General features: G+C 57.0%; 7 protein-coding genes. 6 read left to right on the forward strand and 1 reads right to left on the reverse strand.

Going from position 1 to position 14610, the window contains the following annotated elements; translation table 11 throughout:
* The first annotated feature begins 92 nt into the window (after positions 1–92).
* From ACTQ48_RS07615 to ACTQ48_RS07635, 5 genes are all read left to right on the forward strand, one after another.
* Complete coding sequence (locus tag ACTQ48_RS07615; RefSeq protein ID WP_441570510.1) at positions 93–1097, forward strand: helix-turn-helix transcriptional regulator; 1005 nt, start codon at positions 93–95, stop codon at positions 1095–1097.
* A gap of 155 nt (positions 1098–1252) precedes the next feature.
* Entirely contained in the window at positions 1253–5620 is a 4368-nt protein-coding gene (locus tag ACTQ48_RS07620; RefSeq protein WP_441570511.1) for a hypothetical protein, read from the forward strand.
* A gap of 254 nt (positions 5621–5874) precedes the next feature.
* Positions 5875–7872: a DNA gyrase/topoisomerase IV subunit B gene (locus ACTQ48_RS07625; RefSeq protein ID WP_441570512.1), complete on the forward strand. Its 1998-nt coding sequence runs from the start codon at positions 5875–5877 to the stop codon at positions 7870–7872.
* Positions 7873–7917: 45 nt separating this feature from the next.
* Entirely contained in the window at positions 7918–10158 is a 2241-nt protein-coding gene (locus ACTQ48_RS07630; protein ID WP_441565434.1) for a DNA gyrase subunit A, read from the forward strand.
* 246 nt (positions 10159–10404) lie between these two features.
* Positions 10405–10620: a hypothetical protein gene (locus ACTQ48_RS07635; RefSeq protein WP_441016470.1), complete on the forward strand. Its 216-nt coding sequence runs from the start codon at positions 10405–10407 to the stop codon at positions 10618–10620.
* 35 nt (positions 10621–10655) lie between these two features.
* On the opposite strand, the gene tet(W) is transcribed toward ACTQ48_RS07635, so the two are convergent.
* Positions 10656–12575, reverse strand: a complete 1920-nt coding sequence (gene tet(W) / locus ACTQ48_RS07640) for a tetracycline resistance ribosomal protection protein Tet(W) (protein ID WP_441016467.1) — start codon at positions 12573–12575, stop codon at positions 10656–10658.
* 1518 nt (positions 12576–14093) lie between these two features.
* Here tet(W) and ACTQ48_RS07645 point away from each other — a divergent pair.
* Entirely contained in the window at positions 14094–14528 is a 435-nt protein-coding gene (locus ACTQ48_RS07645) for a YjdF family protein (RefSeq protein WP_441570513.1), read from the forward strand.
* The last annotated feature ends 82 nt before the right edge of the window (positions 14529–14610 follow it).

Consider the following 14610-nt stretch of genomic DNA (forward strand, 5'->3'; position numbering starts at 1 on the left):
TCTGCGTAATCGTATGCCATACCCGCAAATTCCAGTCCCGAGTAACAGGAGTACAATTGCTGCTATTGTTGCCAGATGTTGGGAGATGGAAGATGGACTGCGATGGCTACCCTTGCGTTCCCATGCCGTTGATGTGCACCGCCTTTGTGCCGGGGCAGATTGACGCTGCGGTTGCAGGCATTTCCGACCCCGATTCGCGCGCCATTGCCACAGCAGAAGCGCTGTACTTTCGCGGACAGGCCACCCTCGCTGCCAAGACGGCGCGCCCCTATCTTGACGCCACCGACCCCGCACTGCGCTATTCCGCATGCTTTATCTGCGGATACGCCAGTCTGTCGCTCAACCGTATCGCCGATGCCCGCCGGTGCCTTACTGGCATCCTCGATACGCCGGCCGACGAGGAATCGCCTGCCGTCCACGCCGTGCACACCCTGTTCGCCTCGGCCGCGAGCGTCCTGCTGCACTTGCCTTCCCCGTATTCCGCCGAAGAGTTTTATCCGCTTGCGGCGCATTTGCCCGAAGGCCTGCGCCTGTTCGCCAGCTACGTGATGGCGCACGCCTTGTATCTGCGCGGCGAATATGGCCGCAGCCTGGGCATGGTGGAAAATGCCCTGATCATGAAACAGGGAAGCTATCCCATCTCGGAACTGTTCCTGCACCTGGCGGCTTCCATGGCATGCATGAGCCTCAAGGACATCGACGCCGCAAAGGCACATTTCGGAGCCGCTTGGGACATTGCGCGCCCCGACGGCCTCATCGAGCTCATTGGCGCGCACCACGGCCTTTTACAGGGGCTCATCGAGGCGTGCCTAAAAGCGCAATACCCTGACGATTTCGCACGCATCATCGAGATTACGTATCGATTCAGCTACGGCTGGCGGCGCATCCACAACCCCGATTCGGGCGAGGACGTGGCCGACGATTTAACGACCACGGAGTTCACCATGGCCATGCTCGCCTGCCGCGGATGGACCAACGCCGAAATCGCACGCCACATGGAAGTATCGCCGGGCACTGTTAAAAACCGCCTATCAGGAGTGTATGCCAAGCTTGGTATCGGAACTCGCGCCGAGCTGGTCGCGCATATGTTGCGTTAGCGACCGGGCTGCCAAGCGCATCGAACGCGCTCCGGAACCCGGCGCTTCGCTCGATCAATTTGGACATTTTGACCCTTGAACGGCACTACCGCCACGGGGCACCTTCTCGCAAAATAGGATTATTTCCTCCGATATTTGCGGGATGGGAGCCCAAAATGCTTGATCGTCGTTCGCTACTTATCGCCGGAGCATCCTCGCTGGCAGGCATCATGCTGCCTCGCGTGCCGAGCAGCGCAAACGCCTTCATACTGCCATTCGCCCCCACCGAGGCCTATGCCGACGAAGAAGACCCCTTCAAGGTGCTCGTTCTCTCGCGCACCATGTTTGGTGTGGTCGTGGTCGACGTCGCCAACAAGAATATGCCCATCAAGGGAGCCCAGGTCACGCTCGCGTCGCGTTATGCCGCGGGCAAGCAGATCTCCGCCACTACCGACGACGAGGGCACGGCCATCTTTGAGGTCGCGCCGCTTTCGGAAGGCTACGTGGACGAGGCAACGCTTCTCGACGCGTACGACTTTAACGGTGGCATCTCCATCAGCATGGCGGGCTACCGTGATGTCGAGATCCCCCTCACGCGCATCCAGGGCGGCACCGCCATTACCGCGCCCACACGTCCGCTTTCCGACGGTGAGCCGTACTTTCGCCAGCTTACGTTCGACGAGTGGGACATCCAGTACGCCGACGCCACGTTCATGGCACTGCCGAAGGACGACGCCGGAAACGACCAACCCGACACGCACGCCTTTACCGTGCAGGCACATCTGCCACAGGGTGGACAGGCAACGCTGTGCATCAACAAAGTAATGCCCGCCACGAGCAGCTCATCCGAAACCGTCACGCAAATTGGCCAAGTCAAGGCCAGTGCATCGGGTTCGGATAATCTGGCAACGTTCACACTCGAAGACACGTTCCTCGATGCAGCTTCGGGCCTTCTGGAGGAAGGATGCAAGCTGCGCTTTGTCCTCGACTATCAGGGCAAGACCTATACACTCTCCTCCCCCATGGCCGTTGTCACCGCGCCGGCCGCAAAGGCAGAATCGGGCTCGACCACTATCGTCCCCACCACCATGGACCAAGAGATTACTCCGTTTGATTTCCCGGCGGCGTTTCCCGGCATCGGCGGCAATAAGTTCACGTGCTGGATGCCCTCGTTCCCCATTTTGTTCGATTTCTCTTTTGCCGGATACGTGCTGTTTGGCGGAGGATACAAACCGGTCGGCTACATGAACGATTCGGGCAATCCGGATCCGGAATACTGGAAGAAGTCACCGCGCGAGTCGGGCGCCAAGCAGGCAAACCGCTACCTCGACGAGATGGAGGGGAAGTGGAATCAGTACAAAAGTATGAGTGCCGGTTCGGGCACCGATCCAAGGAACACTAAGCTGCTTCGTCACCACTGCACGCCGCGTTTTACGATGGATATCGCCACACAGCTGTACGGATCGCTCGCCTACGACTGGGTGGGCAAAACCTGGGGTGACAACAACGACCCCGCATTTGGCAATATTAAGGCCCTCTTCCAGGTAAGAACCGACCTCAATTGGACCGAGCAGTTTACCCTAGGACCGGTGCCGTTTTTCCTAAACGTCAACCCCTGGGTGCTGGCGAAGCTGGCGCTCGCCGTGGGTGCCCACACGCACGGCAGCGGCGCGGCGTTTTTTAAAAACATTTCGCTCGACTATTCAAACACCTCGGGCTCGTTCACCATCCAGATCGGGCTTGCCGTCACCTTTGGCGCCGGCGTTGCAGGCGTCGCTTCGTCTGCCGTGCGCGGCGCCGCATCCCTCACGCTGTTCATTGGGTACGAGAAGGCAGATGGACACCAGCTTCCGCGACTGCGCGTAGGTGCAGACGTCGATGTCGATGTGATACTCCAGTTCGTAATGTTCAAGTGGACCACCAAGGCTTGGTCGGGGTCGTGGCCCACACTCCTCGATTCGTGGAATATGTCGGTGAACAATGGCAACCAGTATGTGCTCCAGCGCTCTGAGCTCGCATTGGGTGGAGATACGCCTTACACGTTGGATGCCCGCTTCGGCACGGCCGGCAACGCCGAGGCAGGCGGCGTGCCGCAATTTATCGCATCGGCCACCATCGTCACCAACGCCGAGCTGCTCGCACGCGCCGAGGTTAAGGCCACTGCCGTAAACGTCGCGCCTGTCGTGCGCGATTGGGATCAAGCGGTCACGAGCATTGAGCTCGAGGCGGATGCAGAAAGCGACGACACGGGACAGATCGAGCATTTCGTCCATACACTGATAGAGAACGACGAAAACGCCGCGCCGATGTATGAGTACACCTATATCGGGCAGGCGAAGGACGCCGCTGCGGACCCCAACGCCAATTCTGCTGGTGTATCGGAGGACGAGCGTGGCGGCATCAAGCCCTCGAGCGACAACGTGCTGTTTGCTGGCGTGCTCAGCGAAGCCCACATGAAGCTGGCAATGATTGCCGGCGTAGAATGTCTGTTCCGTATCGCCTCGGTGCGCTACGGCGACAATGGCCGCTCGCGCCTGGTGGTGCACACAAAGGCAAACGGCACGTGGTCCGCTCCCACTCCCGTGGACTTTCCCCTTGGGTTTGGCGAGGGCGACGTGGAGCGCGACGGCATATTCGATTACGACTTCGACGTGGTGGAATATACGGACGGAAGAGGAAACCAGGACGCCTACGTGCTGCTGATCTCGGGCGAGCGCCCCGCCGGTGACAACACCCTTTTCGATACGGCAAGCACAGCCGGCATACTGTCCGTCGTGCGCCTGCGCATAAGTAATAGCGAAGTTCGCGTGGTGTCGTATACGTCGTGGCGCAGCATCTCGCGCGGCCGCCTTCAGGAGGATGGCTACCATTGTCTGCAGTGCCCGCGTATCACGGTGGGCAAGACGCTCGTCGACGGGCGCCTGTCGGGTGCCTACCTCCACCGCCGCGGAACCACCGCAGAAAAGGCGCTCGGCAGCGAGGCCGAGGTTGTGCTGGAATGCTTTACCTTGTGGTCGGATGATTTGGGCGACAGTCTCACGTTCCGTCAGGTCCTCCGCTTTCCGCAAGCACCATCGAGTATCGAGCTGGGCAAGCCCGAGAATATCAACGGCAAAATGGTGGTGTCCGTTGCGTACGAGACCGCAGACGGTTGCGGCTGCGCATCGTACGCCGTGATCGGCCAGTCCATTGCGTGCTGGGACGTTATGTCACCAGACGCCACGGTACCTCATGCGGTGCCATGGCCACAACATTCGGGCTTTTTGGCAACCGTCAACGAGCAACTGCAGCATATTACTTGGACGCGAGGCGCATCGGCATTTGCAACGGAGCCCGTGGGTGCCGCAGGCTGTGGCCCGGCATCGTTTAGCGTAAGCAACAACGGCAGGTGCGTGCTCTATGTAGAGAACACCGATGGCAAGGTGGGACAAACCTACGACGAAGAAGGCAACCCGGTAGCAGTGATGGGCAAGCACTTCCGCATCTTCGCCAGCACCTTGGCAGGCGATCTGTTCACGGAGCCGTTCGTGATGTGCGAGCTGGACCATCCCGTCGATCAGATAACGACATTTTTGACGTCGGGAGGCATGCTCTCCGCACTCGCCACGCACATTGTGAGCGCGGAGAAGAGCGAGGCAGAGCTGCACGGCATCGAAGTGCCCTTGGTGGCGTGTGCCACTCCGACGGGCGCGGTCGCTACCTCGGGCGCGGTGGTACCCGGAGCAGCAGGCGAATCCTTCATGGTCACGGTGCGAAACGACGGCAACACCTTGCTGACCGCCGGCACGATCGATCTGTACCGAGAGGGCTCCAGCCAGCCGTTCTCCAGCGCATCCATCGGATTCGGACTGAACGCACGCATGGTTTCGATCTACGATCCAGAGATTGCCGAGGATGCTTCGGCCAAAGACATGGCACGCGTGAAGTACGCGCTCGAGACGCTGGGCGCACGTTTTGCAACGCACCCGCTGGTAGCCGACAACGGCAACGCCGTGCTGGCACCGGGTTGCACGGCACAGTTCCGCATGAGCTTTGCCATCCCCGAGAGCTGGAGCGACGAAGTGGGCAAACGCGTAACGCTGTATGCGAAGGCGCATAATCTGGTGGCGCTCGATCCCGTAACGCTCGAGGAAATTCGACCGGGTGCAAACTCGGCGCTGGGTGCCGTACTGCACGAGCTTCATGTGCCCGACGCGGCATGCGAACGCTCAGAAGTTCAGGTCGGCGTATGCGACAGCGCGGATACGACGGGGCTTCACGATGCACCGATGACGGCGGACGACGGTGGCGGCTCGAGTGGCGGCGGTACTGACAAGGGCGGCGGCTCCGGCGGAAGCAGCTCCAGCAGCGGCAAGGACCACAACAATAGCAAGCGCCCCGGAAAAGCGGGCGCGCTTGCGGGCACGGGCGATACATGCGCTCCCCTTACGGCAGCCGCTGCAGCACTCGCCGCGGCAGGCGCCGGCCTCGTCGCCTACAGCGCCCGCCGCACGGCGCTCGAAGCCGATACCGCCAATGAGGTCAATTCGGATAGGCCCCGCTAGCTCCTAGTTACTTTTGTGAGAGACGCCGACTCGGCTCATTCGTCATCGCTATGCGGGCATTACAACTTCGGTTCGCTATTCAAACTTACTCGTACAATACCGACTCGGTTTTGTGCGAGCAAACAAATCCCCATCGAACTCCGAACGATTGTTCGATGGATTTCGTGTTGGTTGGAATCGCCCAAGGGCTGGGCTATGCTACCTTGACTATCTATATGACTAAAACGCGGCAAAGGAGCATCGAGAGAGCGAGCATGGCAAAGAACACCGCAAACTATGGTAACGACAGTATTCGTCAGCTCAAGGACGAGGAGCGCGTACGCCTGCGCCCCGCCGTCATCTTTGGCTCGGACGGGCTCGACGGCTGCGCGCATGCCGCCTTCGAGATCCTGTCCAACGCCGTTGACGAGGCGCGCCAGGGCTACGGCAAGCTCATCACCCTTACCGCCTTTCGCGATGGCTCCATTCAGGTAGAGGACAACGGCCGCGGCTGCCCGCTTGACTGGAACCCCTCCGAGAAGCGCTTTAACTGGGAGCTCGTCTTTTGCGAGCTTTACGCCGGCGGTAAGTACAACAACAACCAGGGCGGCGACTACGACTTCTCGCTCGGCACCAACGGCCTGGGCTCGTGCGCAACCCAGTACGCCTCCGAATACATGGACGTCACGGTTTGGCGCGACGGCAACAAGTACTCCCTGCACTTTAAGAAGGGCAAGGTCGTCGGCGCCAAAAAGAAGGCACTCGAGATTGAGCCCAGCGACGAGGACCGCACCGGTACCACTATCAAGTGGCGCCCCGATCTTGAGGTCTTTACCTCCATCAGCATCCCCCACGATTGGTATCGCGAGACCATGCGCCGCCAGGCCGTGGTCAACGCCAACGTGACCTTCCGGCTGCGCATCGAGGGCGACGACGGCGAGTTTTCCGAAGAGGACTTCTGCTATCCCAAGGGCATCGAGGACTACGTGCTCGAGAAGGTCGGTGCCGACTACCTTACCGAGCCCTTCTTTATCGAGGCCGACCGTCGCGGTCGCGATCGCGAGGATCTGCCCGATTACAACGTAAAAATCACTGCTTGCATGTGCTTCTCGCGCACTTTCACGATGCAGGAGTACTACCACAACTCCTCCTGGCTCGAGAACGGTGGCTCACCCGAAAAGGCGGCCCGCAGTGCCCTCACCAGCGCCATCGATGCCTACATTAAGCAACAGGGCAAGTACAACAAAAACGAGAGCGGCATTAAGTGGCAAGATGTCCAGGACTGCCTGGTGCTGGTGACCAACTGCTTCTCCACCCAGACGTCCTACGAAAACCAGACTAAGAAGGCCATCAACAACCGCTTTATCCAGCAGGCCATGACGGCATTCTTTAAGGAGCGCCTCTCGACCTACTTGATCGAGAACAAAGATGCCGCCAACAAGATCATGGAGCAGGTGCTCATCAACAAGCGCTCGCGCGAGAATGCCGAGAAGACGCGCCAGAGCATCAAGACCAACCTGCAGCAGAAGACCGACATGGCCAACCGGGTGCAGAAGTTCATCGACTGCCGTTCCAAGGACAAGAGCCGCCGCGAGATCTACATCGTAGAGGGCGACTCGGCAGCAGGCGCCATTCGCACCTCGCGCGATGCCGAGTTCCAGGGCGTTATGCCCGTCCGCGGCAAGATCCTCAACTGCCTAAAGGAGGACTATCCGCGCATCTTTAAGTCCGACATCATCATGGACCTCATGCGCGTGCTGGGCTGCGGCGTGGAGATCAAAGACAAGCGCATCAAGAACCTCGGCGCCTTCGACCTGGACAACCTTAACTGGAACAAGGTCATCATCTGTACGGACGCCGACGTCGACGGTTATCACATCCGCACGCTCGTGCTCACCATGCTCTATCGCCTGGTGCCCACGCTTATCGACGAAGGCTACGTGTATATCGCCGAGTCGCCGCTCTACGAGATCAACTGCAAAGAAAAGACCTACTTTGCCTACACCGAGCTCGAGAAGAACGGCATTCTTAAGGAGATCGGCGACCAGAAGTGCTCCATCAACCGCTCCAAGGGTCTTGGTGAGAACGACCCGGACATGATGTGGCTCACCACCATGAACCCCGAGACGCGTCGTCTGATCAAGGTGGAGTCCGAAGACGTCGCCAAGATGGAGACCATGTTCAACCTTCTGCTGGGCAGCGACGAGGCGGGCCGCAAGCGCCATATCTCGGAGCACGGCAAGGAATACCTGGACCAGCTGGACCTGCAGTAGCAGCAAATCGATAACGACGGCCCATAAGAAGTTCAAGAGGAAATCGTGGCAAAGAAGAAGACGAAGAACCAGCCAAAGAAAAAGCAGGTCAACGCCGAGAACGTCATCGGCCTGCACTCCGAGGTCACCAATCAGCCGATCACGCAGACGCTCGAGGTCAACTACATGCCCTACGCCATGAGCGTCAACGTTTCGCGTGCGTTCCCCGAGATCGACGGTTTTAAGCCCTCGCACCGCAAGCTGCTCTACACCATGTACAAGATGGGCTTGCTCAAAGGTGAGCGCCAGAAGAGCGCCAACATCGTGGGCCAAACCATGAAGCTCAACCCGCACGGCGACGCCGCAATCTACGAGACGATGGTGCGCTTGGCCACCGGCAACGAGGCGCTGCTCGCCCCCTTCGTGGAGTCGAAGGGCAACTTTGGCAAGTACTATTCGGGTGACCTGAGCTACGCCGCCTCGCGTTACACCGAGGCCAAGCTCTCCCCCATCAGTGCCGAGATCTTCAAAGACATCGACAAGGACCCGGTCGACTTTGTCGACAGCTACGACGGCGCCATGAAGGAGCCGCGTTTGCTGCCCACCACGTTCCCCAACATCCTTGTCTCGGCCAACAAGGGCATCGGCGTCGCCATGGCGTCTGACATCTGCGGCTTCAACCTCAACGAGGTCTGCACCGCCACCATGCACTATCTGCAGGATCCCAACTGCGATCTGCTCGAGTACATGCCCATGCCCGACTTCTCGACCGGCGGTGAGATTATCTACCGCCGCGAGGAGATGGAAAAGATTATCGAGACCGGCCTTGGCAGCTTCCAGATCCGCTCCCGCTGGCGCTGGATTCCCGAAGAGCGCATCATCGAGGTCTACGAGATCCCCTACACCACCAAGACCGATGTCATCATCGATCGCATCGTCAAGCTCTCCAAAGAGGGCAAGGTCAAGGAGATCGCTGACATCCGTGACGAGACCGACCTCTCGGGCCTGCGTATCGCCATCGATCTTAAGCGCGGTGTTGACCCCGACAAGCTCATGGCGAAGCTTTATCGCTCGACTACGCTGCAGGATTCGTTCTCATGCAACTTTAACGTGCTGGTCGACGGCTATCCCCGCGTTATGGGCGTACGCCAGATCCTGCACGAGTGGGTCAAGTGGCGTATTGAGTCCACGCGTCGCCGCATTAACTTTGACTTGGGCAAAAAGTCCGAGCGCCTGCACCTGCTGCACGGCCTCGAGGCGATTCTGCTCGACATCGACAAGGCCATCGCCATCATCCGTGGCACCAAGCTCGAGGCTGAGGTCGTGCCCAACCTTATGAAGGGTTTCGACATCGACGAGACCCAGGCCGAGTTTGTTGCCGAGCTTAAGCTCCGCAACATCAACAAGGAGTACATCCTCAACCGTACCAAGGACATCGCTAAGCTCGAGGGTGAGATTGCCGAGCTTGAGGAAATCCTCTCCAGCGAAGAGAACATCAAGAAGGTCATCAGCGACGAGCTGGCTGCGGTCAACAAGAAGTACGTGATGCCGCGCCGCACGGGCAGGATTGAGCCCCATGAGGTTATCGAGGTAAGCCTGGAGCCCGAGGTCGAGGAATATCCGGTTACCATCATGCTCTCGCGCGAGGGCTATCTCAAAAAGATGACCGACCGCGTGCTCAAGAAGGCGGCCACGCTCAAGTACAAAGACGGCGACAAACCCTTTATCGAGTTCCCGTCCTCCAACACCCACGAGCTGCTGGTCTTTACCAACAAGAGCCAGGTATACAAGTGCAAGGTTGCGGCGTTTGAGGACACCAAGTCGGCCCAGCTGGGCTCGTACTTGCCCACCGACCTCGAGATGGAACCCGACGAGAGTGTCATCTGGGTCATCGACCCCGAGGACTACAAGGCCGACGTGCTGTTTATCTTTGAGAACGGTCGTGTGGTGCGCGTCGCACTTGCCGGATACGTTACCAAGACCAACCGCAAGCGCCTCAAGAACGCCATCTACGGCGGCAGCAAACTGCTGTATGCACAGGTGCTCAAGGAAGACCGCGACATCGCGCTGGTCTCGAGCGACTACCGCCTGATGAACTTCAACACGTCGCTGCTCAAGACCAAGACGACCACCAACACGCAGGGCGTCCAGGCCTTTACCGCCAAGAAGGGTCGCTCGGTCACCACCGTCGGCACAACCGTGGAGATCCTTGGCGCCGGCGTCTCGGCCGAGAAGTTCACCGCGCAGAGCCTCCCCTCCGCCGGTGCCCTCATGAAAGAAAACGACATGCCGAGTTTGTTTGACTAGGACGACGGCAACGAGATCGTTAGACACTTCGCAAAGCGACGAGGCCCGGAACGCAACGGCATTGCGCCCGGGACTCGTCGTTTTTCTTCTCAACTATTTTTTAACGCAGATAAATTGATTTCTGCTTATTTTTCTGCGTAAAACATGTCAGCGCCACTGCTTCGATGCCCTTTGGTCTGTCGTTAGCAAAACTTGCAAAAGTTAGCAAAACTTGCAAAAATTAGCAAAACTTGCAAAGGAGCTACCATGGAGTACAGCAAGAACCCCTTTACCCCAACATTTGGAAGCGTCCCTCCCTTTCTAGCGGGTCGCGAGCATATCCTGCGCGACATCAACCGTGGCTTTATCAACGGCCCGGGAGATCCCAACCTGTCGACTATTATTACGGGAGCAAGGGGAACGGGCAAGACGGCGCTTCTCTCGCTCCTTTCAGAAACGGCGTTCCATTGTTACCCTCCATAACTTCTGATTGTTGCCGTCTTGACGATTATGTATCTTTACATTACCTTCTGAAACATATGGCGCACCTTGTCCAGGCGGCTGTTTGGACGGCGGGGCTGGATGACCGGCTCGCCGACAGCGGCCTGATACCCTTTCAGTTCCGTCAGGCATACGCTCTGCCCGTTGGTGTAAAAGGCCAGATCAGTACGGTATGCCTGTATACAGCGGGCGGGAATCTCGCCCGTAAAGACAACTTCATCCTTTTTTACCTGGACCGTTTCGATGGTGGCACAGTATTTCGGTGCATCATGATAAGCCCTGGAAAGATATTCCCGGGGCGCATAGAGGGTGAAGGAAAGATAAGGTTCCAGCAGTTGCGTCCCTGATTCCTTCAATGCCTGTTCCAATACAATCGGGGCCAATGAGCGGAAGTCCGCCGGCGTGCTGACCGGACTGTAATAAAGCCCGTATTCAAAGCAAATCTTACAGTCCGTTACGTTCCAGCCGAACAAGCCCTGCTCCAGCCCGTAACGGATACCATCCCTGACAGCGTTTTGAAAACTCTGGTTCAAGTATCCCAGCGAAACCCGGCTCTCGTATTGTACGCCGGAGCCAAGCGGGAGTGGTGTAACAGACAGTCCGATAGATGCCCAAAACGGGTTGGGCGGCACCTCGATATGGATGGTGTGGCTGGCTGCTTTGAGCGGCCGCTCCATATAAATGATGGTGGGTTCCTTTACCACTGTTTCAATCTTGTATTTTTCCGACAGCAAAGCGGAAACGACCTCCAACTGCACCCGGCCCAAAAAAGAAAGAATGATCTCATGGGTGATGGAATCCACCTCGTAGCGCAAAAGCGGGTCAGTATCCGCAATTTGCGTAAGAGCGTCCAGCAGCCGTTCTCTTTGCGTTGCCGTTTTCGGCGCAATCGTCGTCCGCAGCATGGGGAGGGGGGCATCGCGCCACCTTTCACGAGGAAGTCGGGTGTTGTCCCCCAATACGTCGTTTAATCCCACGCTGTCGCTGGGAAGAATGACAATTTCGCCCTTGTGGGCGGTGTCTGTACGAACAATCTCCCCTTTGGATGGAATACGCATCTCTGTGATTTTCAGCTTTTCTCTCCCGGCCAGGGCCACCGTATCCCGCAGGCGCAGCGTTCCGCTGTATAGCCGCAGATAGATGAGCCGCTGGTCACAATCTGTATACTCCACCTTGAAAACGCTGCCGCATAGGGCGGCGCTCCCCTGTTCCCCAATTGGTTGGAACAGCCCTGTCACCGCATCCATCAACGGTTGAATGCCAAGGCCCTTTTTGGCGCTGCCATGATAGACCGGGAACAGGGAGGCGTCTTGAACCCGCCGCTGTTCCTCCTGCGCAAGTTCTTCCCGGCTGATTGGTTCTCCTGCGATATACTTTTCCAATAATTCATCGTTATTTTCAATGACCGCATCCCATGCTTCTATGTCGGTATTTTCCTCCAGGACTATTTCCGGGGACAGCGACACCGTCTGCTTGATGATAATATCGGCGGAGAGCTTATCCCGAACAGACTGATACACGCCTTGCAAATCAACGCCAGTCTGGTCGATCTTGTTGATAAAGATAACGGTGGGAATGTCCATTTTCCGCAGGGCATGGAACAGAATACGGGTCTGGGCCTGCACACCATCTTTAGCGGAGATCACCAAGATGGCCCCATCTAAAACAGCCAAAGAGCGGTACACCTCCGCCAAAAAATCCATGTGGCCGGGCGTATCCACAATGTTGACTTTACATCTGTTCCACTGGAAGGAAGTGACTGCCGCTTGAATGGTAATCCCACGCTGCCGCTCCAAAAGCATGGTGTCCGTCCTCGTTGTCCCTTTTTCGACGCTCCCCGGTTCTGAAATGGCTCCGCTGGCATATAGCAGGCTCTCCGTCAAGGTTGTCTTTCCAGCGTCTACATGGGCAAGAATCCCGATATTGATTATTTTCATGTGATTGTCCTCCCTTTACTGCCCCGAAGGGCATAAAAATCCCCAGCAGTAAAATACTTTTACCACTGGGGATGATAATTGCGGACATACACGTATACAGCATACACCTGTTTGTGAGTGCTGTTTTTGGGGATATGTCAAAATTGATAAGGCAAAAGTATTCTTAAATTGGGTACAAAAAACTAAGCCCCTACAAAAGGGACTATCATAATCCTTTGTTCCCACTATTTGATTATAGTTTTATTTAAGAATACCTTGCCGCATATTTTTTACTCCTTTTCTGGACTTGAATTATTATATCACATCAGTTTTAGGAAAACAAGTATCTAAAAGAAATTTTTCTTCCCCTTATATGTAACAATCATACCGGCTTCCTAACGTTCAGAATGGTTTCTACTGTCTGCTGCGGTGTTTGGTTGGAATTGTCCAGCCAAAAGCCGATCCGTGGTGTTGTCTGCATTTTACTAAATACAAATTCAATGTATACAGAAAGAAATATATAAGGAGTGGGAGGGATTCCGCCGTAGTCGGCATTGTAGGAAAATCCAAAAGTTTAGATTTTCCCACAATGCTTATCTTTTGGTCTTTGGTTCGGAATAGTGTAGTGCTGGCGGTCTATCTCTTGTTTTCGGTTGCTTGCTTCCTTACCGTACATGAGCATTTGCTCATGGCATCTCGCTTTCAAAGTCTTTTGAATCTGAGCTGGGGCATATATGCGCTTGCTCAGATTTGGTAAAAGGATACGATTGCGCCTCATTTTAATATAGGGTTTCTTAAGGCAAATGCAAGCAGAAGATGCAATAGCGAAATCATTGCTATCGCATATGGCTCTCTTTCCGCTCCTTGTTTAATTGGGACTTAAATCCTTCTGATAAGCAGGACGTTTTCGCCAAAGCGCTTATAAAAAGACGGCGCTGGGCCCGATCTCACCTTGCATGCAGACTGAAGGGCAGCCACCCAGCCCGGTACTGACGAAAACGGAGGGGCAACGGCGACAGCTCCTCTGCCAATGCGAACGCAAACAACACCGTAAACAACAACCGCCACAACAAGGGTAAGAAGCCTGCAGAGGGCGGCTTTCCCATAAGTCATGGAGCTGACTGGGGCTTCGCTTGCGTCCGTATCGATTTGCGCGCGTTCGAACTCCCGCGCGGGCGATGAGGACCTTCGTGAATGCATCCCTGATGGATAGAAGCGACGAGAGCCCCTTCTCGAGCGTCGACTCAGAGCTAACGTCGTCTCTTGCTTAAACTCTCCTTCGCGGTTTCGAAACTCAAGGTCTTTTAAAGTTTCGAAACCGAGAAGACGATATGCGCAAGGGCGCGTCGGGTGGTAAGCCCCAACCATGTCATGTCGCCAGCGATGAAGGGCGCGTCTGCGCGTGCTACAATCCAACTACCAGAGATAAAAACACAGTCCCCGTCGGGTAGTCGTGGGCGTGCGGGTGTCCGCATCAGTAACCTGCCTCCTTGGTTGTCCCTTCTCTGCATGGTCATCTACATAAAGGAGGAACCAACCATGCAGATCAGTGTGTCGTCCACCCTGACCGTATATCACGACGGCCAATTCTGGGTTGGGCTGGCGGAGCATGTCGAGGACGGCAGATACGGCGTCGCCCGCATCGTCTTCGGCGCAGAGCCGTCCGATGAGGAGATCCTGCGATTCGTTGTCGGCAAATGGGAGAAGCTCTCGTTCTTCGGCGACAAGGCCACTGAGACAAGCAAGCCCGCGAAGAACCCCAAGCGGCGCGCTCGCGAGGCAGCGAAAGCCCTTAAACGGCCCGCGGTGAGCACCAAGGCACAACAGGCGCTCGCGGCACAGCGGGAAGCGATGAAGCGGGAGTCGGCTCAAGCAAGAAGTCAGCGTCGCGCGGATGAGGCGGAGGCGCGCTTCGAGCAGCGGAAGCTGAAGCGCAAGCAAAAGCGGTACCGTCAAGATTCTTTCGCAAATTGATTTAGCCGTCCTCGGCCCCGTCCTCTTCTAGCCCTCCGCCTTTCCCCTCAGCTCGTCCATCTCCTCCAGCTTCGACATGTCC

The sequence above is a fragment of the Collinsella sp. Sow4_E3 genome, from assembly GCF_052116285.1.
Taxonomy (GTDB): domain Bacteria; phylum Actinomycetota; class Coriobacteriia; order Coriobacteriales; family Coriobacteriaceae; genus Collinsella.

Bases quoted from the DNA above. Each gene is read 5' to 3' on its own strand.
- ACTQ48_RS07615 (WP_441570510.1), top strand. From the start codon at position 93: ATGGACTGCGATGGCTACCCTTGCGTTCCCATGCCGTTGATGTGCACC.
- ACTQ48_RS07620 (WP_441570511.1), top strand. From the start codon at position 1,253: ATGCTTGATCGTCGTTCGCTACTTATCGCCGGAGCATCCTCGCTGGCA.
- ACTQ48_RS07625 (WP_441570512.1), top strand. From the start codon at position 5,875: ATGGCAAAGAACACCGCAAACTATGGTAACGACAGTATTCGTCAGCTC.
- ACTQ48_RS07635 (WP_441016470.1), top strand. From the start codon at position 10,405: ATGGAGTACAGCAAGAACCCCTTTACCCCAACATTTGGAAGCGTCCCT.
- ACTQ48_RS07645 (WP_441570513.1), top strand. From the start codon at position 14,094: ATGCAGATCAGTGTGTCGTCCACCCTGACCGTATATCACGACGGCCAA.